General features: G+C 30.8%; 18 protein-coding genes. 16 read left to right on the top strand and 2 right to left on the bottom strand.

All coding sequences use genetic code 11. The features are described from left to right. Positions 1–72: 72 nt before the first annotated feature. The 8 genes from F3K33_RS13380 to panD all read left to right on the top strand — a co-directional run bounded on the left by F3K33_RS13380 (position 73) and on the right by panD (position 10,239). Positions 73–2,013: an ABC-F family ATP-binding cassette domain-containing protein gene (locus tag F3K33_RS13380; RefSeq protein ID WP_039771029.1), complete on the top strand. Its 1,941-nt coding sequence runs from the start codon at positions 73–75 to the stop codon at positions 2,011–2,013. Between the two features lie 68 nt (positions 2,014–2,081). Continuing rightward, positions 2,082–2,291, top strand: coding sequence for a hypothetical protein (locus F3K33_RS26775; RefSeq protein ID WP_012058853.1), 210 nt, complete (start codon positions 2,082–2,084; stop codon positions 2,289–2,291). Next, a complete protein-coding gene (locus tag F3K33_RS13370) occupies positions 2,288–5,545 on the top strand; it encodes a DEAD/DEAH box helicase (RefSeq protein WP_039771027.1) in 3,258 nt (1,085 codons plus the stop codon). Before F3K33_RS26775 ends, F3K33_RS13370 begins: the two co-directional genes overlap by 4 nt. Before the next feature lie 33 nt (positions 5,546–5,578). Further along, positions 5,579–6,286, top strand: a complete 708-nt coding sequence (locus tag F3K33_RS13365; RefSeq protein ID WP_017210515.1) for an MgtC/SapB family protein — start codon at positions 5,579–5,581, stop codon at positions 6,284–6,286. A gap of 369 nt (positions 6,287–6,655) precedes the next feature. Beyond that, positions 6,656–7,645 carry a Rossmann-like and DUF2520 domain-containing protein gene (locus F3K33_RS13360; RefSeq protein ID WP_039771024.1) on the top strand — a complete coding sequence of 330 codons (990 nt, stop codon included), beginning with the start codon at positions 6,656–6,658 and terminating at the stop codon, positions 7,643–7,645. Further along, the gene (panB, locus tag F3K33_RS13355; RefSeq protein WP_039771023.1) at positions 7,645–8,472 is read left to right on the top strand and encodes a 3-methyl-2-oxobutanoate hydroxymethyltransferase; all 828 of its coding nucleotides are present in this window, start codon (positions 7,645–7,647) and stop codon (positions 8,470–8,472) included. The genes F3K33_RS13360 and panB overlap by 1 nt, the downstream gene beginning before the upstream one ends. A gap of 181 nt (positions 8,473–8,653) precedes the next feature. Then, on the top strand, positions 8,654–9,496 hold the full coding sequence (gene panC, locus F3K33_RS13350; protein ID WP_012058820.1) for a pantoate--beta-alanine ligase: 843 nt from the start codon (positions 8,654–8,656) through the stop codon (positions 9,494–9,496). A gap of 368 nt (positions 9,497–9,864) precedes the next feature. Next, the gene (gene panD, locus F3K33_RS13340; protein WP_012058819.1) at positions 9,865–10,239 is read left to right on the top strand and encodes an aspartate 1-decarboxylase; all 375 of its coding nucleotides are present in this window, start codon (positions 9,865–9,867) and stop codon (positions 10,237–10,239) included. 55 nt (positions 10,240–10,294) lie between these two features. Here the strand turns inward: panD and F3K33_RS13335 are convergent, their stop codons facing one another. Then, positions 10,295–10,624, bottom strand: coding sequence for a hypothetical protein (locus F3K33_RS13335; protein WP_012058818.1), 330 nt, complete (start codon positions 10,622–10,624; stop codon positions 10,295–10,297). 489 nt (positions 10,625–11,113) lie between these two features. Between F3K33_RS13335 and F3K33_RS13330 the strand changes: the two genes are divergently transcribed. From F3K33_RS13330 to F3K33_RS13320, 3 genes are all read left to right on the top strand, one after another. Further along, complete coding sequence (locus F3K33_RS13330) at positions 11,114–11,635, top strand: hypothetical protein (protein ID WP_039771020.1); 522 nt, start codon at positions 11,114–11,116, stop codon at positions 11,633–11,635. Between the two features lie 187 nt (positions 11,636–11,822). Beyond that, positions 11,823–12,263: a hypothetical protein gene (locus F3K33_RS13325; RefSeq protein WP_012058816.1), complete on the top strand. Its 441-nt coding sequence runs from the start codon at positions 11,823–11,825 to the stop codon at positions 12,261–12,263. Positions 12,264–12,731: 468 nt separating this feature from the next. After that, positions 12,732–14,264, top strand: a complete 1,533-nt coding sequence (locus F3K33_RS13320) for a glycosyltransferase (RefSeq protein WP_039771018.1) — start codon at positions 12,732–12,734, stop codon at positions 14,262–14,264. A gap of 134 nt (positions 14,265–14,398) precedes the next feature. On the opposite strand, the gene F3K33_RS26980 is transcribed toward F3K33_RS13320, so the two are convergent. Continuing rightward, positions 14,399–16,411 (bottom strand): collagen-like domain-containing protein, encoded by a 2,013-nt coding sequence (locus F3K33_RS26980; protein WP_039771016.1) that lies wholly within the window; start codon positions 16,409–16,411, stop codon positions 14,399–14,401. Positions 16,412–16,635: 224 nt separating this feature from the next. Here F3K33_RS26980 and rfbA point away from each other — a divergent pair, with 224 nt between their 5' ends. The 5 genes from rfbA (at position 16,636) to F3K33_RS13290 (ending at position 22,663) form a co-directional block, all read left to right on the top strand. Then, on the top strand, positions 16,636–17,550 hold the full coding sequence (gene rfbA / locus F3K33_RS13310; protein ID WP_012058813.1) for a glucose-1-phosphate thymidylyltransferase RfbA: 915 nt from the start codon (positions 16,636–16,638) through the stop codon (positions 17,548–17,550). Positions 17,551–17,552: 2 nt separating this feature from the next. Continuing rightward, positions 17,553–18,128 (top strand): dTDP-4-dehydrorhamnose 3,5-epimerase, encoded by a 576-nt coding sequence (rfbC, locus tag F3K33_RS13305; protein ID WP_039771014.1) that lies wholly within the window; start codon positions 17,553–17,555, stop codon positions 18,126–18,128. A 424-nt stretch (positions 18,129–18,552) separates the two neighbouring features. Continuing rightward, positions 18,553–19,326, top strand: coding sequence for a hypothetical protein (locus F3K33_RS13300; RefSeq protein WP_012058811.1), 774 nt, complete (start codon positions 18,553–18,555; stop codon positions 19,324–19,326). Positions 19,327–19,720: 394 nt separating this feature from the next. Then, positions 19,721–20,860 carry an aminotransferase class V-fold PLP-dependent enzyme gene (locus F3K33_RS13295; RefSeq protein WP_039771011.1) on the top strand — a complete coding sequence of 380 codons (1,140 nt, stop codon included), beginning with the start codon at positions 19,721–19,723 and terminating at the stop codon, positions 20,858–20,860. Positions 20,861–20,926: 66 nt separating this feature from the next. After that, a complete protein-coding gene (locus F3K33_RS13290) occupies positions 20,927–22,663 on the top strand; it encodes a flavin monoamine oxidase family protein (RefSeq protein ID WP_039771008.1) in 1,737 nt (578 codons plus the stop codon). Positions 22,664–22,737 lie beyond the last annotated feature (74 nt).

Here is a 22,737-nt window from a genome sequence, read left to right as displayed (position 1 = left end):
TCTAAATTTCTGTTTATGAGCATCCTATGTTAAAATAGTATGTATATAATCACATAAAGGAGTTTAAAATTAATGAATATAATTACTTTGGAAAATATAAGCAAAAATTATAGTGATAAAATATTATTAAATAATGTTTCACTAGGAATTAATGATGGAGATAAAATTGGTTTAATTGGAATAAATGGTGCTGGTAAATCAACATTTTTAAAAGTGGTTTCTGGCCGAGAGGAATTTTTTGATGGAAATATAGTAAAGGGTAAAAATGTTAGAATTGAATATCTTGATCAGAATCCTTTATTTGATGAAGATGCAACTGTTTTAGAACAAATTTTTAAAGGTGACACTAAAGAAATGAAACTTTTAAAAAGATATGAGGAGTTATTAGATAAGATTAATAGTTGCAGTGGTGAAAACTTTGATTCTTTAAATAATGAATTACTTAAGGTTCAAAGTGAAATTGACTCCTTAAGCTTATGGGATATGGAGAGTGACGCAAAGACAATTTTAAATAAACTTGGAATAAAGAATTATTCAGAAAAGGTTGGAAACTTATCTGGAGGGCAAAAGAAGAGAATAGCACTTGCTTGTTCACTTATAACACCATGTGATCTTCTTATATTAGATGAGCCTACCAATCATCTAGATTCAGATTCCATTGAATGGCTTGAAGAATTCTTAAATTCTAGGAAAGGCGCTCTTTTAATGATTACTCATGATAGATATTTCTTAGACAGAGTAACAAATAGAATTATTGAGCTGGACAGAGGAAATTTATATACTTATCCTGGAAATTATACTGCATTCCTTGAAAAGAAGATTGAAAGAATTGAAGTAGAACAATCACAAGAAGAAAAGAAAAATGCTCTTATAAGAAACGAATTAAAATGGGTTAGACGTGGTGCTAAAGCCAGAACTACTAAGCAAAAGGCAAGACTTCAAAGATTTGACGAGTTAGTAAGCGAAGAAAGCATTAAAAGGCAGGAAGATGTAGATATATCATTTGTTGGTTCTAGGCTTGGAAAAAAAGTAGTTGAATTATACGATATCTCTAAGTCATTCGGAAGTAAAGTTATAATTAAAGACTTTAATTATATATTTTTGAGAAATGATAGAATTGGTATCATTGGAGAAAATGGGGCTGGAAAAACAACTTTAGTTAATATTCTTAGAAATAAACTTCCAATAGACAGCGGAAAAATTGAAATTGGTGATACAGTTAAAATAGGATGTTTTGCACAAGATAATAGCAACATGGATCCTAAACTAAGAGTAATTGATTATGTTAAAGAAGGTGGAGAATACATACCTGTAGAAGATGGGACTAAAATAATGGCTTCTACTATGTGTGAAAGATTTCTATTCGATAGCACTATGCAGTATACTCCGATTGAAAAATTATCTGGTGGGGAAAGAAGAAGACTTCATCTTTTAAGAGTACTAATGGAATCACCTAACTTTTTGATATTAGATGAGCCTACTAACGATTTAGATATTGAAACATTAAAAATATTAGAAGACTTTTTAGATAAATTTATGGGTGTAATCATTGTTGTATCCCATGATAGATATTTCTTAGATAGAATTTGTACGAAGATATTCTCTTATGAAGGAAATGGGTATATCAAGGAGTATAACGGTAACTATAGCGACTTTTTGATTTCAAAAGAAATTGAGAAGATTAAATCTGTTGAGTCAAATGATAAAAGTGGCAATGAATTTGCAGCAGATAAAGGAAAAGGCGTTAAGGAAAAAACTAAAGATAATAAACCTAAGTTTACTTTTAAAGAGCAAAAAGAATATGAAACTATAGATGAAGATATTGCTAAGCTTGAAGAAAAAATCAATTCTTTAGAAAAGGAAATGGCAAAGAATGCTTCAAACTATGGGAAACTAAATCAATTGATGCATGAAAAAGAAGAAGTACAAAGTGAACTAGATAATAAATACGAACGATGGGAATATCTAAATGAAATAGCTGAAGCAATTGAAGAATTCAAAAATAATAACTAAATATAATTTTAAAAGGAGGATATGGGATTATTTTTAAATTACTAATTTAAATAATCTCACCTAATGAAATGGAAATACATATATATTTAAAAGGAAAAAATGAACCTACTATATTTAATGCTGAAAGAATTGATATATTAGATATAAATATTGAAGGCCGTGACTATAAGCAAATAAGATATTTTAGAAAAGGGGTTTCTAAATCCCAATATATCAGTGTAGATTTAATTAAAAGAATTAAAGAAGTTAAAAATAAAAATGCAGGTGATAAACATTGATAAAACAAATTTTACTAGAGGGTTTTAATAAGAACATAACAAATTCATCTCTTACAAAAGGTCAACGTGTTCTAAAAAATGATTTGTTAAGAGAAATAAATGTTAAAGTAGATAAAGATTATATAAAAATAAACTCAACTGTAGTTTCAGAAAGCCTTCTAAGTGAATATTCGTGTAAGCTTGAAATTGATAATATGACTAAAGAGATTATAGGAACCCATTGTAGTTGTCTAGACTTTGAGAAAAACGAATTTTCTCGTGATAATTACTGTTGTAAACATATAATAGCTACTTTTTATACATTCTTAAGAAATATTGATGAAGATGAAGAGTTAAGAACCAAGTTAAATAATAATTTATCTCTTAAAGATAATAAAGCTAGAATTAAGGAGAATTCTAATGATGATTTATTATCTTTACTTGTTGGGGATAAGGATAAGGAAAAGCTAAAATTCGAAGTTATTATTAATAAAAACAATTGGTCCTCTAAACTTCAAATCGAGTTTAAAATAGGATTAAGAAAAAGCAATAAAATGTATATAGTTAAAGATATTAATCAATTTTTGACATGCGTTTATAATAAAGTACCAATTAAGTACGGGAAAGAATTTATTTTTGATATAAAAACTCAAAGTCTTTCTTATGAAGATAGAAGATTAATAAAATTCATGAATAATATAAAAAATTTAGCAGATCATGATAGAAATTTTAGACGTTATCAGGATAAGTTAATAGAAGGAAAGACCCTTACAATTCCTGATATGATGTTTAAAGAATTTTTATACATTATAAAAAAGAATAGAGTTTTTTTAGGCGATGGATTCTTTTATAGAATATTAGAATCTGAAATAATAGAAGGGGATATGCCTATTCCATTTGCTTTATTGAGTAAGAATAACAATATAATTTTAGAAGCTCCTAATGGAATACCAGAATCATTAACTCAAGATGAAGATGTATTCTTATTTGGTACTTCCATATACATTCCATCAATAGAACAATGTGAGAGATTATCGCCATATTTAAAAATATTTAATGCTACTAACAAAGTTAGTTTCAATAAGATTAATGAAAGTAGAATTTTAAAAGAATTAATACCTTCGATTCAAAAAGTAACAAATGATTTAGTTTTATCTAAGGATATTAGAGAAAAAGTTGTAATCGCGCCTGTAATCTTCAGGTTTTATTTTGATAAAGATAAGGATATTTCGTTGTTGTTTAAGGTATCATATGAAGGACATGAATTTAATTTTTTTGAAGAATACAAAGATAAAATTATTTACAGAGATACTAATAAAGAATATGAAGTTTTAGGAGTATTAAAAAGTCTTGGATTTGAAGAAGTCAATGGAAGATTATTCTTTTTAAGAGATGATGATGAGGCTTTTAAATTCTTTAAATATGAAATAGAAAAGCTTCAACGATATGGTGAAGTATTTTATTCTGAGAGATTTAAGGGAATAAAAGATATTAAGAAATCAGATTTTGTTGGAGAAGTTAGAAAAGGTAAATTCAACTATTTTGAGTTTGAATTTAAAATTTCTGATATATCTCCAGAAGAAACTGCAAAAATACTTAGAAGCTTTAGAGATAACTTGAAATATTATAAGCTTGAGAATGGAGAATTCTTAGACCTAGAAGATGAAGCATTGAAAGAATCATTGACCCTTATAGATAATTTACTTTTAGAAGAAAAATTAAATGAGAATCTCATTAATGTTCCAATTAACAAGGGAGCTTATCTTGAAGATTATTTAGAAGACAAAGAGTTAAGGTATATAAATAGCTGTGATGAAATTAAGGATCTTAAAGAAAGATTAAGTAACATTAAAGATAAAGCCTTTCAGCCTCCATATGGACTTCAAGCTAAACTTAGAAAGTATCAAAAAGAAGGCTATAATTGGCTTAGAACTTTAGATTACTTAGGGTTTGGTGGAATACTTGGTGATGAAATGGGACTTGGAAAGACACTGCAAACAATAACATTATTGCTTTCAAAGCCAGATTCAAAAACTCTTATTATTGCACCTACTTCTTTAATCTATAATTGGAAAAATGAATTTAATAAATTTGCTCCATCAATGAAAATTGCTATTTGCAATGGGGTAAAAGAAGAAAGAGAAGAATTGATTAATAACTATAAAGAATATGATGTAATCTTAACTACCTATAATTTATTGAGACGTGACATAGAATTATATAATATGAATTTTGATTACTGTATCTTAGATGAGGCTCAAAACATAAAGAATCAATCTTCTTTAAGTTCTAAGTCAGTCAAGGAAATAAAAGCAAGAATAAGATTTGCGTTGACTGGAACACCAATAGAAAATTCATTAATGGAATTATGGTCAATATTTGATTTTATAATGCCAGGGTATTTATATAACGAGAAGAAATTTGTAACTAGATATCATAGAAGGCTTGAAGAAGGACCAGAAATTCTTGAAGAGTTAAATAGGCTTGTAAAACCATTTATTCTTAGAAGGTATAAGAAAAATGTAATTAAAGAATTGCCAGATAAAATAGAAAAAAGATTTCTTGTTCCTTTAAGTGATGAGCAAAAAGTTGTATATGAAACCTATGCTAACTATACTAAAGATTTAATTCAAAAGAAAGTCGAAGATTTTGAGTTTAGTAAGAGCAAAATAGAAATTTTGGCTTATATAACTAAGCTTCGTCAGATATGTTTAGATCCGTCTGTAACTATGGATAATTACTTGGGAAGTAGTGGAAAAATTGATGCATTAATTGAATTATTGGAACAAAGTATAGATGAGGGACATAAAATATTAGTATTCTCGCAATTTACTTCTGTATTAAAGAATATAAGCAAAATACTTAAAGAAAAAAATTTCTTATTTTCATATTTAGATGGATCAGTTTCATCAATCAATAGAATGAAGATGGTTGAGGAATTTAATAATGGTGAAAACACTGTATTCTTAGTATCCTTGAAAGCTGGTGGTACGGGGCTGAATTTAACAAGCGCGGATATAGTGATACATTTTGATCCATGGTGGAATCCTGCAGTTGAAGATCAAGCAACTGATAGAGCACATAGAATTGGTCAAAAAAATGTAGTAGAAGTGATTAAGTTAATTGCCCAAGGAACTATAGAAGAAAAAATAGTGGAATTACAGGATTCCAAAAGAGAGCTAATAAATAAGATTTTAGGTGATGATTTATCCGTAGGAGAATTCATACATTCGTTAAATGAAAATGAAATTTTAGAATTATTTAATTATAATTAACAATAAGATACCAGCAATTATGAAGGTGGTTATATGGAGAATACAATAAATGAACTGACAAACTACTTGAGGGAAGTTAATACTGCATCTATAATTTTAAGGCTTACTCTTGCTACAATTTGTGCAGGGATTATTGGGCTTGAAAGAGGAAGAAAAAAAAGGCCGGCTGGTCTTAGAACTCATATATTAGTTTGTATTGGTGCAACTTTAATTATGATAACAGGACAATACATGAGAGATATATTACACATTCAAGATGATGTAAGCAGAATGGGTGCTCAAGTTATAAGTGGTATTGGATTCCTAGGAGCGGGTACTATTATCGTAGTTGGTCGTAATGAAGTTAAAGGCCTTACAACTGCAGCTGGTCTTTGGGCCTGCGCATGTATGGGACTTGCCATTGGAATTGGTTTTTATGAAGGCGCTATTATTTCATGCTTCTTCTTATTAGGTGTATTAACAGTACTTCATAAAGCAGATTTACATTATAGGGCTAAGTCTAACGAATTGGATGTATATGCTGAACTCAAGCATATAGCAGGCGTTACGAACTTTATGAATGCAATAAAACTAGATGGAACAAAAATTTCTAATCTAGAACTTAAGAAAGCGAAAGAGCTTGACAATCATATAATTGGGCTTAGAATGACTTTAACATTACCTGAAAAAATTAATCATTCAGAGTACATTTTAAAGCTTCATAGCCTTGAAAATGTAATTACAATAGAGGAAATTGTATAAGTTTTTATAAAAATACAAAAAAGCAAGAATTAAAAAGTATTCTTGCTTTTTTTTTGTATTTAAATAAAAAAATCGCAGGCGATTGTGGAGGCGGAGATTTTTTTCACGCATCTGCCTTTTCGAACGCATGTGAGAAAAACTTGGCAGGCGAATAAGATTTTCTTTTTATTCTTTTTTAAATACCCAAACTATCCAATCAACCTTTTTAAGTTATCCATAGATTTTACTGGAATATAAATTCCTAAAGAATAAAAAAATTTATCATTGTTAAAATCAAAACATAGTGGTAGAATATCAATGGGTAGTATCGAAAAAGAGTTACACCAAATTTTTTAGCATTAATTATATATAATACAACTCATATCTATAATGAATGAGATTGAAATTAGGATGTTGTATCACTCACACGTATATGGAGGTGATACCATTAAAATTGGATTTATTGGCCCAGGGAAGGTAGGCGTGAGTTTAGGACGCTACTTTACTCATAAAGGGATAGAATTAAGCGGCTTTTATGGAAAAGATGACTTAAATGCCATAGATGCAGCAAATATTACAAAATCTAAATTTTATAACAACATTCAAGATATTATTAAAGATAGTGATATATTATTTATTACAACTCCTGATGACATCATTTCAATTATAGATATTGAATTATCAAAATTTGATCTAAATAACAAATCTATTTGCCACACAAGTGGTTCACTCAAATCAAATGTATTATGTAATGCGAAACATTCTGGTGCAATGATTTATTCTCTACATCCAATATTTGCATTCTCTAGTAAAGAAACAAACTTAAAAGAATTGGAAGATATATATTTTTCAATTGAAGGTGATATTTTAGAAGATTCATCTATTATTAGTGTACTTAAGCTTATTGGAAATAAGTACTTTGTTAGAAAAGCAGAAGATTCCTCAACATATCATTTAGCTAGCGTTTTTGTATCTAACTTAGCATTATCTTTGCTTGATATAGGAACGAGTTATTTAAAAAAACTTGGACTAGATGATGAAGAAGCTTTAAATGCTTTAAAACCTTTAATAAAGGGTAACATTGATAGTATTTATGCAAAAGGGTTTGTTAATTCTTTAACAGGTCCTATAGCAAGGGGAGATATTACAACAATTGAGAAGCATATTTCTGTTTTAGAGGACAAAGATAAAGATTTATATAAGATATTATCTTTTAATCTATTAAAACTTGTGGCCTTGAGAGATAAAAATAATGCAGATATTACAGAAAACATAGAAGAATGTTTCTATGACATGAAAAATAAGAGTCAAATAGAAAATGTATTAAGTAATTCAAAAAAGCATTTGGAAATTTATAAGTTTTTAGGAGGCGTAAATTAGTGAAAAATACAGTATTAACTTTTAAACAAGCCAAAGAAGAGAAAAGAAGATTAAGTATGCTTACAGCATATGATTACTCAATGGCGAAAATCATTGATGAAAGTGGTGTTAACGGGATTTTAATTGGAGATTCTCTTGGCATGGTTATTAAAGGGGAAGAAGATACATTAGCTGTTACTATGGATGAAATCATTTATCATACAAAAGCTGTTAAGAAGGGTGCTAAAAATGCTCTTATTGTAAGTGATATGCCTTTTTTATCATATCATGTATCTATCGAACAAGCAGTTTTAAATGCAGGAAGATTAATAAAAGAAGGTGGAGCTAATGCTGTTAAGCTTGAGGGCGGTGCTAATGTTGCAGCCCAAATTAAAGCTATTGTAGATGCTCAAATACCAGTTATGGGACACATAGGATTAACTCCTCAATCAGTAAATGCTTTTGGAGGATTTAAAGTTCAAGGGAAGAGTGAAGCAGCGGCAAAACAGCTTATAGATGATGCTGTACTTATTGAGAAAGCAGGAGCATTTTCAATTGTTCTTGAGGGAATTCCAGAAAAAGTTGCAGAGCTTATAACAAATGCAGTTTCAATTCCAACGATAGGAATAGGAGCCGGAAAATATTGCGATGGTCAAATTTTAGTTTATCAAGATATGTTAGGCATGTTTAATGACTTTGTGCCAAAATTCGTAAAACAATATGCAAATGTAGGTAACGTTATGAGAGAGGCCATTAGCTCTTATGTTAAAGAAGTACAAGCTGGAGATTTCCCAGAAGAAAAACACACTTTTAAAATAGATGAAAATGAATTAAAGAAATTGTACTAAATCTTAGATTTATGCGATAACTCACGAAATTAATAATATACTTTTGTTCCAGTTTGGAAGATATTTCATGATCTAAGTATAGTTTAAGATTGTAGTATCTATATAGATATTCAACTGTAAGTTTATACTTATGTGATAATGAACCTAAATTTTAGTATTAGGATGAGAAGGGGGATCAGTAATGTTAGTTAAAGAGATTAAAGAGCTTAGAAGCTTGATTAAGGCATGGAAGAGAGAGGGGCTTTCTGTAGGGTATGTTCCAACAATGGGAGCTTTGCATGAAGGTCATGAGAGTCTTATAAAAAGAGCTGTTGAAGAAAATGATAAGGTCGTTGTAAGCGTATTTGTAAATCCAACACAATTTGGTCCAAATGAAGATTTTGATAGTTACCCAAGAAACATAAATAAAGATTTGGAACTTTGTATTAATGCAGGCGCAGCAATAGTGTTCAATCCAGAACCAAGTGAAATGTATTATGGAGATAAATCTACAAGTGTTAGTGTATCGGGTCTTACAAGTGTACTTTGCGGTGCTAAAAGACCAGGGCATTTCGATGGAGTATGTTTAGTTGTTTCAAAATTTTTGAATATAGTTACTCCGGATAAAGCTTATTTTGGAGAAAAAGATGCTCAACAAGTGGCTGTTATAAAAAGAATGGTTAGAGATTTAAATATTGATGTAGAAATAGTTGCTTGCCCTATAATCCGTGAAGAAGACGGACTAGCAAAAAGTTCAAGGAATACTTATCTTTCTAAAGATGAAAGAAAAGCAGCATTAGTATTAAGTAGAAGTTTAGAAATAGCTAAAGATGCCTTAAGAAAAGGTGAAAGAAATGCTAATAATATTAAGAACTCGATAAAAGAGGTACTAAATTCAGAACCATTAGCAAAAATAGATTATGTAGAAATCGTAGATAGTGATTCACTAAAAAGCGTTGAAATCATTGAGAGAAATGTATTGATTCCAATTGCAGTTTATATAGGAAAAACAAGATTAATAGATAATTTTACATTTGAAATATAATAATATAGATATTTGAGGTGAAAATGTACTTATGCGTAAAATCCACCGAAATAAAGATCATGCATTTGTTCAGGTTACTGAGGATTAAGCTGTGAATTTCTAATAGCAGGAGTTGCACCATTTCTGCATGATCCTGAAACGAGTTCAGGATAAGCAAAAATGGAACAACTTCCACTAAAGAAATATCTACAGCTAAATCCTCTAATGTAACGCTTCCACAAAAGCATGACCTTCATTTCTGATATGGAATATACTTCAAAAGATAAGTTCAATTTAATGAGAGTATCTATGAAGATACCGAAAAGGAATATATACTAATTTGATTATTATGAACAGATAAATAAACAGATTTTCAGGAGGAAATTTTAATGATACTTACAATGTTAAAAGGAAAAATACACAGAGCTACAGTTACTCAGGCAGAATTAAATTATGTAGGAAGCATTACAATAGACAAAACATTAATGGAAGCAGCAGGTATCTTAGAAAACGAAAAAGTTCAAATAGTTGATATAAATAATGGTGCAAGACTTGAAACATATGTGATTCCGGGTAAAAGGGAATCAGGAGTTATTTGTTTAAATGGTGCTGCAGCAAGGTTAGTACAACCTGGTGATAAAGTTATTATAATAGCTTACGCACAAATGAATGAGGATGAAGCTAGAAAATATAAGCCTTCCGTTGTTTTTATGAATGATGATAATACAATAAAAGAAATAACTAATTATGAATCAAATGAATAAAATTTTATTTATATCTTTGTAGTTAAAGAGTGAGATTAATTTAAAATCTCACTCTTTAATTTATTACACGAATTATGATATTTTCTATATGTCTTCCACCAAACTCATCTTCAATCAGTACTTGTATTAAATCATAACCACAAAATCCAGCTGTTGGCTTATATACAAGAATAGAGGGTTCAACTGAATATAGCTTACCATTGTGAGGACATGATTTTATCCTTAAACGGCTTTTAGCACTATAACAATCTAATACTTGTAAGTCTAAAAAAATATAATTTCGTGAGTGTACATAAAAAGGCTTTATTTCTTTAATATTAACTTTGAAGTTACAAGGATGTACATTAAATTCATAATTTTCTTTTTTAGTTTCGTTATCCTTCAAAATCCCACTTCCTTTCACTAAAGAAAATAAATCGCTACTAAATATTAATTCTATAAATTTAAAATTAATTTAGTCTACAATGTAATAAAAAGTTTTATTTTAATACATATTATGTTTTTATATTACCTTTTGTACCATTTCTAATAATATTTAATACATTATTATATAAGAGAATATAAAAAAATCGCAGGCGACTGCATGCAGTAAGTCTTTAATTGCCTTAATGCTCTTTTAATAGGCGAATTGATATTAATTGCACTTCGTGCTCTTTTAATAGGTGAATTGGTCTTAATTGCACTTCGTGCTCTTTTAATAGGCAATTGGTCTTGATTGCACTTCGTGCTCTTTTAATAGGTGTATATTTTTTATTCTCTTTCTGTACAGAACCTAATTAAGTATCCTTTTTTATAAGTGTCCACAGATTTTACTTTATTATAAATTTCTAAAGAATAAGCTAAATTATTAATACCAGTAATTGGAGGAAGTAGAATGGATAATGAAAAAGAGACATACAATAAAAATGAACCTAAAAAAATATGTAATGACGAGAATTTTGTAACTGATGATTTTTTTGATATAGAATGTGACTATTGTTTGAACGAAAAAGAAAATGTAGGAAATTGGGGGAAAGAGGAAAATAAAAAACACGACACTTGTTGCCAAGGAAGCGAACCTAAGATTTATGCTAGTTGTAATCTAAAAGTGGATTTCGATACAATAAATAAAATGCTTTATTTAATTCCAGGCGAATCTCAATTTTTTACAGTTGATGTATCAAAATGTTGTGGAGATGTAACTATTAGATATAATGGATGTTCTTCAAATAATGGAATTCGTGGAAATCTTGCAGTATATAAAATAGTGCACTCTGGGATTATAGCTGAAACTTATTCCAAATTAGATCCTAAAAAAAAAGATATCTTACATTTCACAGCCACAGATAAGTGTAGTCATGAGTCTTATGATTTTGTTGCAATATTCTCGTGTAATTTATGTAGACGTTATTGTTAAAAAACCTAAATTTAAATTAAATTATTAAAATCTAATGAGCAGTTTATAACAAAGTAGATTGATTAAGTGTAACAATTAAAAAAATTGTTTATATAATAAAATATAACAGTTATAAATAAAGTGATGAAATTAGGAAAAACAATTTATAGAAATAAACAGTTATACTCTAAATTCTAGGAGGAAAATTATGGGTATTGAAGAAAAAGAGATTATTGAAGAAAAAGAAACTGATAAATCATGTGATAATAAGTGTGAAGCTCCAGTAATGAAAATAAATTGTAATCTAGAAGCTAGCATTGGAAATGAAAATAAAATAATTTATGTTTATCCAAACAAATTACAATATTTCACAGCTAGTGCAATATGTTCTTCAAACTGCGATACACTTGAAATAATATACACTGGCTGCAATAAAAAATGTATTTGTGATGAAGTTTTTATTTGTGGACGCCTAGGATATTATAAAGTAGTTAGTTCAGGTATAATATTTATGCCAAAACACAATCTAAAAAAGTTGCTTAATTGTGGTTATCCATCTGATATCTTACATTTTAAGGCTATAAATAAATGTGGAGATAAAATTGAATTTGTTGTAGTGTTTACACTAGGCTCAATCTGCTACAAATAATAACTGTAAAAATACAATTAAGTATATACGATTTAGAAATATCTAATATAATTATATGACTTTTCTTATATAAGAATATCATGCGATTATTATTATAATAACGCAATTGAATAGTCTGTGTACTTTATGAAAGATAATTATAAAAGATTATCCTAATAAAATATACATAGACTATTTTTGTGTTTAATATTAATAAGAAATACAACGGTGCTGTAACTTATTCATAAAAATATAATATTATATAATTAATTGAATTCTTAAGCAAAATAATATAACAGAATCCATTTACATTGATAAAAGCAAGTGGTAATTATTATATAATCTGGAAACAAATTATTTAAAATAGATGTCTTAATAAAAATGTATTGAATTTTGTTTGATTAACATAAGTCCAAATATACGTTGGATATCTATAAATTCACAAAAGATCTTGGCAAGTTTAACTTAATAAATAAAAGGAGGATAAAAATGCACTTTAATGATGTTCCATTATTAACAGTCCATATGTTTGTTGATAGAAAAATTTCATTAGATGAACTTGAAAAAATGTTGAAAGAAATTATTGAAAGTGGAATAAAAGTTGAATTATACAAAGTAGAAAATACAACCTTAAAAATAAACCCTAAAGCCCCACGTATATATGTTTCAATAGGAGGCGATGCAGACCAGTTTACAACACTATATGCATTACCATATCATGAAAGAAAACGCTGGCTACATTATGATTCAATAAAGGATATTCAACCATCTCATTTATTCTATTGCTGGCTAAAATGTACAGATCTCCTTCCAGAAAATAAAAAAATACCAATTACTAAGTTTTCTTCTGATGTTCCATTAGTATCAATTTTTACAGCCGCATATAAATCTAAGGATAAGATTAAACGCGTATATAATTCACTCTTGAATCAAACCTACTCAAATTGGGAATGGATAATTGTAGACGATTCTGGTGATAATGACACCACTTACAATCAGGACTTACTAATTCTGGATGATCCGCGTGTAAGAAGATATAGGCAAGATCAACGCAATGGTTATATAGGTGCCACAAAACGCTATGCTGCTGGTATATGCACTGGTGAGATCTTATTAGAAGTAGATCATGATGATGAATTGACACATGATTGCTTAGAAAAAATTGTAGCTGCATTTAAACGTCATCCTGATTGTGGATTTGTATATGGAGATTGCACTGAACCATATGTCGGAAGCAATATTTCAAATTGGTATGGATGGGATTGTGGATATGGATATGGTGTATATTATCGAGTCTGGGTTCATGAAATGCACAGATGGCAAAATGTATTAAGAAATACAGTAATAAATGGAACAACCATACTTCATTTAGCTGGATTACCAAATCATCCTCGGGCATGGACCAAAGAGTGCTACCATATGATTGGCGGTCATAGAGAAGAACTATTAGTTGCAGATGATTACGATATATTAGTTCGAACATTTCTTTGCACAAAATATATATGTATTCCTGATTTGCTATATATACAATATAGAAATGAAAATGGAGATAATTCAACTTTTACCAGAAACAAACAGATTCAAATTTTAATAGGAGAACTTTATAAATATTATAGTGAGAGAATTCACAAAAGAGTTGAAGAGCTTGGATTACAGGAATTTATATCATATAATCGTGTATGGGAGAGGGAAGAAGGAGACTTAGCTTTAAAATCAGCGAATATAATTGATGAAAATTCTAATAAACTTTCAATAATATTTCCAATTCCATACTCATCTCCTGTAAATGTAAATAAAAGATTGATAGATACACTAAAAAAAGGATTAGAAACTAACTTTAAAGATATTGAGGTATTGGTTGTCGGGCGTATTCCTGAGGAAATTGAGCTTTTTGCTTCTAAGGCACCTATGGGATCAATTCGTTGGTGGCCTATGGAACCAACGGATTCACTGGAAACATGTATTAAGTACGCAAAATTTTGCTCCTCATGCAATGAGAAATTGGTTGTAATTCCAGAATAATAAAATTATCTGCAAAATTAGCAGAGCTACTTACTACTTAGTACATTGTTTTTTGTCCCTAAATTAAACAATTAAGAATAGAGTGTTGATTTTATTATCAACACTCTATTTTTAATTAATTAGGACTTTGATATTTATGGTAAAGTTAATATAATAGTAGCTGTAACTCCGTTAATTAAATCAGCAGTGTTACCAACTCTAGAAATTCTAACACTTAATAAATCGCATTGATTTACAGATAAATTAGCAGGGACAGATGCACAACAATTTGTAGGATTTGGTCCTGTTACTGTTGCTATGATTCCTGTTGCTGTAGAATTAACACCACAATTTGTGCTTCTATATATCTCTGCACTTACAGATTGATTTAAATCCAAAGGCTCATTCCTAATACTAAAAATTAGCCCAGTAATTGTAGCGTTTTGAGGTACAACTACACTGCTTGCTTGGAAATCAATCGAGTCTATACCTATTCCAAAGAAATAATTATTAGGAATTGATTGTTGTGAACTAAGATAAATATTAATTACTCTCGAGCCTTGAGGTCCTTGAGCACCTTGGAATCCTTGAGGTCCTTGAGCTCCTTGGAATCCTTGAGGTCCCTGAGTTCCTTGTAATCCTTGTCCACCTTGTGGTCCTTGAGCTCCTTGAGTTCCTTGTGGTCCTTGAGCTCCTTGTGATCCTTGAGCACCCTGAGCACCTTGAGGTCCTTGGAATCCTTGAGCACCTTGTGATCCCTGTGGTCCTTGAGCTCCTTGGAATCCTTGAGGTCCCTGAGTTCCTTGTAATCCTTGTCCACCTTGTGGTCCTTGAGCACCTTGTGATCCCTGTGGACCTTGTGCGCCTTGGAATCCTCGTGGCCCTTGGGTTCCTTGCAATCCCTGTCCACCTTGTGGTCCTTGAGCACCTTGAGTACCTTGAAGTCCTTGAGCACCTTGTGATCCTTGTGATCCTTGAGCACCCTGAGCTCCTTGTGGTCCTTGGAATCCTTGAGCACCTTGTGATCCCTGTGGACCTTGTGCGCCTTGGAATCCTCGTGGTCCTTGAGTTCCTTGTAATCCCTGAGTACCTTGTGGTCCTTGAGCACCTTGAGCACCTTGTGGCCCTTGTGGTCCTTGAGCACCTTGGAATCCTCGTGGTCCTTGAGTTCCTTGTAATCCTTGAGATCCTTGAGGTCCTTGTGCACCTTGAGTCCCTTGTGGTCCTTGAGATCCTTGAGCACCTTGAGTACCTTGTGGTCCTTGGAATCCTTGAGCACCTTGAGTACCTTGAGCTCCTTGAGTACCTTGAGCTCCCTGAGCACCTTGAGGTCCTTGAGCTCCTTGTGATCCCTGAGCACCTTGTGCGCCTTGAGCCCCTTGAGCTCCCTGAACTCCTTGTGCACCTTGAGCACCTTGAGGTCCTTGAGTACCTTGTGGTCCTTGGAATCCTTGAGCTCCTTGAGCACCTTGAACTCCTTGAGCACCTTGTGGTCCTTGGAATCCTTGAGCACCTTGAGTACCTTGAGCTCCTTGAGTGCCTTGAGCTCCCTGAGCACCTTGTGCACCTTGAGGTCCTTGTGATCCCTGAGCACCTTGTGCGCCTTGAGCCCCTTGAGCTCCCTGAACTCCTTGTGCACCTTGAGCACCTTGAGGTCCTTGAGTACCTTGTGGTCCTTGGAATCCTTGAGCTCCTTGAGCACCTTGAACTCCTTGAGCACCTTGTGGTCCTTGGAATCCTTGAGCACCTTGAGTACCTTGAGCTCCTTGAGTACCTTGAGCTCCCTGAGCACCTTGTGCACCTTGAGGTCCTTGAGCTCCTTGTGATCCCTGAGCACCTTGTGCGCCTTGAGGTCCTTGAGCTCCTTGTGATCCCTGAGCACCTTGTGCACCTTGTGCGCCTTGAGGTCCTTGTGATCCTTGAGATCCCTGAGCACCTTGTGCGCCTTGAGCTCCTTGAGCACCTTGAGATCCTTGGAATCCTCGTGGTCCTTGAGCTCCTTGAGCACCTTGTGGTCCTTGTGGCCCTTGAGGTCCTCTCTTACAGTTATCAAAATCTATTAATCCCATTAAGCATTCTAAGTCATATCTATCGTCATTTTTTTTATCAATAGAAGAATATTTTCTTTTGTTATCTATATTCTCATCAAAAAAATCATCGTATCCCACAATTTTTTTAACCCCCTTTATAAACAAACATAGCATTGTATGCCATGCTATTACATAGTATGATTTGTATTATATTTTGTTACAAATGGGGGATATTGCATTAATTACAACTTAAATTTTATGATTTTAGAAAGTAACTATATAATATACTTTTTCATAACATAATTAATAAACGAATTTATTCTGAAGTTAGACAATTAATCAGAATATTATGGGGGATTAAAATGAAAGGAATTATTTTAGCAGGCGGTTCTGGGACTCGTCTCTATCCAGTGACAAAATCGATATCTAAACAAATGGTGCCAATATATGACAAACCAATGATTTATTATCCAATGTCAGTATTAATGCTTTCGGGAATTAAAGACATTTTAATTATATCAACTCCAAGAGATATAAAAAATTTTAGAGAATTATTTAATGATGGAAAAGAATTAGGATTAAATATTGATTATGCTATTCAAGAAAAACCCAATGGCCTTGCAGAGGCATTCATTATCGGTGAAAAGTTTATTGGTAATGATAATGTAGCAATGATACTTGGAGATAATATTTTCTATGGACAAAGCTTTTCAGAACATTTAATGAAAGCGGCTAATCTAGATAGTGGAGCATATATATTTGGTTACTATGTTCAAAATCCAAAGGCCTTTGGAGTGGTTGAATTTGATGCTAACGGCAAAGTCATTTCATTAGAAGAAAAACCAGAAAATCCAAAATCAAAATATGCTGTACCAGGTCTCTATTTTTATGATAATACAGTAGTCAAAAAGGCTAAAGAGTTAGAACCTTCTGCCAGAGGAGAACTAGAAATAACAGATCTAAATAAAGCCTATATGAATGAAGGAAAATTGAAAGTTGATCTACTAGGAAGAGGAATGGCTTGGCTAGACACAGGAACACATTCATCTATGCTTCAAGCATCTAATTTCGTTGATGCAATTCAGAATACCCAAGGAATATATATAGCGTGTCTTGAAGAAATTGCTTATAGAAAAGGCTGGATAACATCAGAAAAAGTTATAGAACTTGCTAAATCATTAATGAAGACAGGATATGGAAAATATTTAATGGATATGGTAGAGGAAGGCGAAGTTCATGAATATAATAACAAGTGTATTACAAATTTAGAGGTGTGAATATGGGAAATTTCAGTTTTTACGAAAGCAAAATAAAAGGCCTTTATATAATAGAGCCTAAAGTTTTTGGGGACAATAGAGGTTACTTTATGGAAAATTACAATAAAAAACAATTTGAAGCAGCTGGCTTTAATATGAATTTTGTTCAAGATAATGAATCTAAGTCAGTTAAAGGGGTTCTAAGAGGGCTTCATTTTCAAAGAGAGCATAGTCAAGGTAAGCTTATAAGAGTAACAAAAGGTGAAGTTTTTGATGTGGCCGTTGATTTAAGAAATGGCTCCAAAACTTATGGTAACTGGGAAGGAATCGTTTTGAGTGAAGAAAACAAGAAACAGTTCTATGTTCCAGAAGGTTTTGCCCATGGTTTTTTAGTAATTTCCAACGAAGCTATATTAAATTATAAATGTACAGATTATTATGCAAAAGAGTATGAATGCGGAATTATGTGGAACGATCCGGATATAAATGTTAATTGGCCTTTAGAAAATATAGAAAATGTGATTTTATCTGAAAAGGATAAAGCTAATTCAATGTTAAATGAGTTAGACTTGAGTAAATATCCAGATTATAATATATGATTTAAAGAGGTATAATTTAAACTTATATATATATTGCAAAAATAATTCTTCAGGATAATTATAAAAATATTGCAAGAATTTTAGCCGTAATTGTGAGATGTGTATTATGCATTGCGGCATATATATATGTAATTTAAGAATAATACTCATTTTTGAACTTACCGAAATTATAAATATTTTTATTCTGAAAAAATATTTATAATTTCTAGTGAAGATATTAACTCAAAGCCACTGCATAGCCCTAAGTTATATATCTTTTATCTATATCAGATGATTAAATAGTTATTTTTATATGAGTAATGTTATTAATTAAATGAAAAAAATTTTTTTTTAAATGTCACCACTTTTATGTTCACACATATGATGTACTATAAATACTAAATAAATTTACATTTATCATAATCTTTCAAGAGGAGGAAAATTTATGTCCATTAACTTCAAAAAATTCTCACCACGTCCTGGTATTGTAAATAAACAAGGACGTTTACCAGATCCTTCTGAGTTAGTTTGCGTTGAAATACCTAAAATCTTTGATCAATGCTTAATAAAAAGATGTCTTGTATACTGCGAAGGTCCTGATACAAATACTACAGATTGCGAATTAAGAAGCGATCCACTAATAGATCCAAAGAGATATATTGGAAGTAGAGACTTCAATGTAAAATTAATATCGGTAGATAAGATTCCACTTAAAGGAAAACCTGGCTTTAAGAAAATAGTCATTTCTTACATTATTTCTTTTTATGCAGATTATATTGACTGCAATGGTGTGAACAAAAGTGAATTATATGAAATTAATAGAACGGATGTAATTGGTAAGTTCTATTGTCCTGATTCTGTAGCACAAATTTCTGCAAGTTATGTACCAGTTATAGATGCACAAGATTTAGATTCTAATATAATAAAACTTGAAATGGTTGCTCAAGCTTTAAATGGTGAAATAGTTGAAGATGAAAATTGTGACAGTGTTTTAGATATAACTTTAGGTTACTACATTGTTGTAAAATGTGAACTTATTGTACAACTTCTCATTCCTGCTTATGATTATTGTCCAGTACCAAAAGAACCATGTAAAGAAGAACCAGAGGAAGACCCATGTGAAAAATTTGTACGAGCTCCAATTCCTAAGTTCTATCCTGATCAAAACTTAGAGCCATTGTTCCCAGATTGTGATGATAATGCTGACGAGAACAATTAGCAAATATTTCTTTTAAATGATAATCTTCTAAAAGTTTCTTTTAGCTCTATTAAACCTTGTTCTATAACAAATATTAGAAAATAGACCTTTTAAGTTCTTTTAAAGAAAATTAAATTGTGATTTTCAGAATCATTTGTAAGAGCTTTGTCTACAAGGATGATTGTTATTATTTCGAAATTAGAAATTTTACTTTTAGATGTTTCTTCTATTTTGTATAGAACTATGCATTATTACATTATACAAATGATTACTTAATATAAAGTAAACTCTAAAATTTCAATCATCCTTTTTATTATTGAGTCTAATTTCATCACAATTTATTGTGTTAAATATTAATAGAGTCTATTAGAACAATTGAATTGGTATAACACTTATATTTAATAAGGAGCTTTATATGATTTATTTAGATAATGCGGCTACGTCATTTCCAAAACCATCAGAAGTTTATAATGAAGTACTAAAATGTATGAAAAGCTATGCTGCTAATCCTGGAAGAAGTTCATATGACATGGCTATAAAAGCGGCTTCGAAAATTATGGAAACAAGAGAAGAAATATGTAAGTTATTTAATATTCCTAGTCCATTTAATTTGATTTTCACAAGCAATGCAACAGAAGCTTTAAATATAGGAATTAAAGGAGTTTTAGAAAAAGGAGATCATGTTATAAGCACAGTGATCGAACATAATTCCGTTTTAAGGCCACTGCACTCTCTAAGTGAAAATGGGGTTGAAGTAACATTAGTAAGTGCTGATAAAGCTGGTTATGTTAATATTAGGGATATTAAAGAGGTGATAAATAAAAATACAAAAATGGTCATTATTAATCATGTATCCAATGTACTTGGGAGTGTTCAAGATATCAAAAACATAGGAAACCTTTTAAAGTCAAAAGGAATTATATTTATGCTAGACGCATCTCAAAGTGTTGGAGCCATTCCAATTGATGTAGAAGAAAATAATATTGATTTATTGGCTTTTTCAGGACATAAGGGATTGTTGGGACCTCAAGGAACAGGCGGCCTATTTATAAGAGAAGGAATAAAATTAAAAAATTTTAAAGAAGGTGGAACAGGAAGCAATTCTCATTTTATGATTCAACCAGACTTCATGCCAGATCAGTTTGAAAGTGGAACATTAAATACACCTGGTATTGCTGGTCTTGGAGAAGGTATTAAATTCATTAATCGAATTGGAATAGATAACATACAAAAATCTGAAAAGGAATTAATATCATACTTATTGGAAGAACTGAAAAAACTTTCTTATATAAAGATCTATGGAAGTGATTCTGTAAAGAGAAGAGGATCAGTAATTTCATTCAATATAGATGGAATTGATGCTTCTATTGTTGGTGACCAATTGAATGAAGAGGGAATTGCTGTACGAACAGGTTACCATTGCGCACCATTAATACATGAACTTATTGGTACAGAATATGCCGGCACAGTAAGAGTTAGTCCTGGATATTTTAATACATTTGATGATATAGAAAAACTATTAGTGGCAATAATGAGAATTTATAAAACAGGATAACATCAGACTAAAGAAGCGGTACATATATAATTATATATGTAATAAAGATATTAGGATGTGAAAGTTATGAATTCTTATAATAATTCAAACTCTCCTTACCAAATAGATAATCCTGGTGAGTGCGAAAGACATACCATGCTTGAATATATACTCAAGTTACAAAATAGATTAGATGATCTAGAGAATATAATTGATTTAATGAGCCCTCCAGAAGAGATAACAAATATTTGTCCAATAGGAATAGCTAAAGATACAAAGGTAGCAGTAATTGGTGCTGGAGAAGCTGGTTTAGCTGCTGCCTTTGAACTTAGAAAGACAGGATGTAACATTACTTTATTTGAAGCAAGTCAGAGGATAGGAGGAAGAGTATACACCCATTATTTTGATAGAAATAAAAAATATTATGGTGAATTAGGGCCAATGAGTATACCTATATCTCATGAAACTACTTGGCATTATATAAATCTCTTTAAACTTCATACAAGTCCCTTTGTAAATAATAATGATAATGCTTTGTTATATGTTAGAAATGAACGAGCAGTAAATGATGCTAAAGGAAAAAGTGTAGAAAATAATATATATTCTAAATTTAATCTGAGTGAAACAGAGAAAAAACAAATATGGTTTGAATTTTATGGAAAGATATATGAAAAATATTTGAAATCGCTCCCTACAGAAGTAAGAAGGGAATTAATTCAAGTAAAAGCAGAATACTCAGATAGTATAATAGACATAGATAAATTAAGTTATAGAAATGCGTGTAAGAATATGGATGTCAGTCAGGATTTTATAACAATGCTTGGCTGCTTGGGAGGTAAAGAACAATTTTTTAATTTAAGTCTTACTGAGATGCTTCAGCAATATTATACAGCTGATTTTGAATATAATTATCGTATTACTGAAGGAATGATAAATTTACCTCATTCTTTATATGAAGCGCTTTGTGATAGAAATGAAGAAGCTTATAATGGCATTAGTAAAGAACAATTAGGGAAAATTGAAATAAAAATGGGATTCCCTATTTGTGGAATATATAATGATTCTACAAAAGATAAAATTATACTTAAATATATAGATAATAGAGATAATAGAAAAACATCTGAAGAATTTGATTATGTAATATGTGCAATACCATTTTCTAGCTTAAGAAGAATTGAAATAGAACCTCTTTTTACAACAAAAAAAATACAAGCTATAAATGAAATGAACAATGAGACATCACATAAGATATATCTATTTCTTAAGGAAAGATTTTGGGAAATGGGAAATGCATCAAAAAAGATAATAGGAGGATGCTCGTTTACCGATCTTCCATTAACTTCAATTTACTATCCTTCTGATCACTCTAAAGCTGTAGTTAATAAATATGGTAAATGGGTATTAAAACCTGGAGTAACTCCAAATGAAGAAGGCGTATTATTAGCTAGTTATACTTGGTGTCAGGAAGCAATGAGACTTGGAAATGAAAGTCCAGAACTATTAATTGATGATGTAATAAGGTATATAGAAAAAGTTCATGGCCTTACTCCTCATTACCTTGATGACAAAGTAATTGATTACAAATCATTGATTTGGTCAGATGTACAGTATATATGGACGGCAGGAGCATTATCAAAGCCTGAAGACAAAACACTGTTTTCTTATGATGTAACGGTTCCTGAAATGGAAAATCGAGTATTTTTTGCAGGGGAGCATATATCACAAAAGCATGTAAGTCAACAAGGTGCCCTTCAAACTGGTATGATTGCTGCAAATGAAATCGCAAAACAAATAAAAGGTAAATTAAATAAAGAAAATAATTAAGTATTTATATAAAAGGATCTACAAAATAAAAATGTAGGTCCTTTTGAGCATTTGCTAGTATATTACTAAAGAAA

Source organism: Clostridium beijerinckii (assembly GCF_008705175.1).
In the GTDB taxonomy this organism is placed as follows: domain Bacteria; phylum Bacillota; class Clostridia; order Clostridiales; family Clostridiaceae; genus Clostridium; species Clostridium beijerinckii.
The sequence above is the reverse complement of the archived record's forward strand: the minus strand, read 5'-3'. Positions and strand labels throughout refer to the sequence as shown.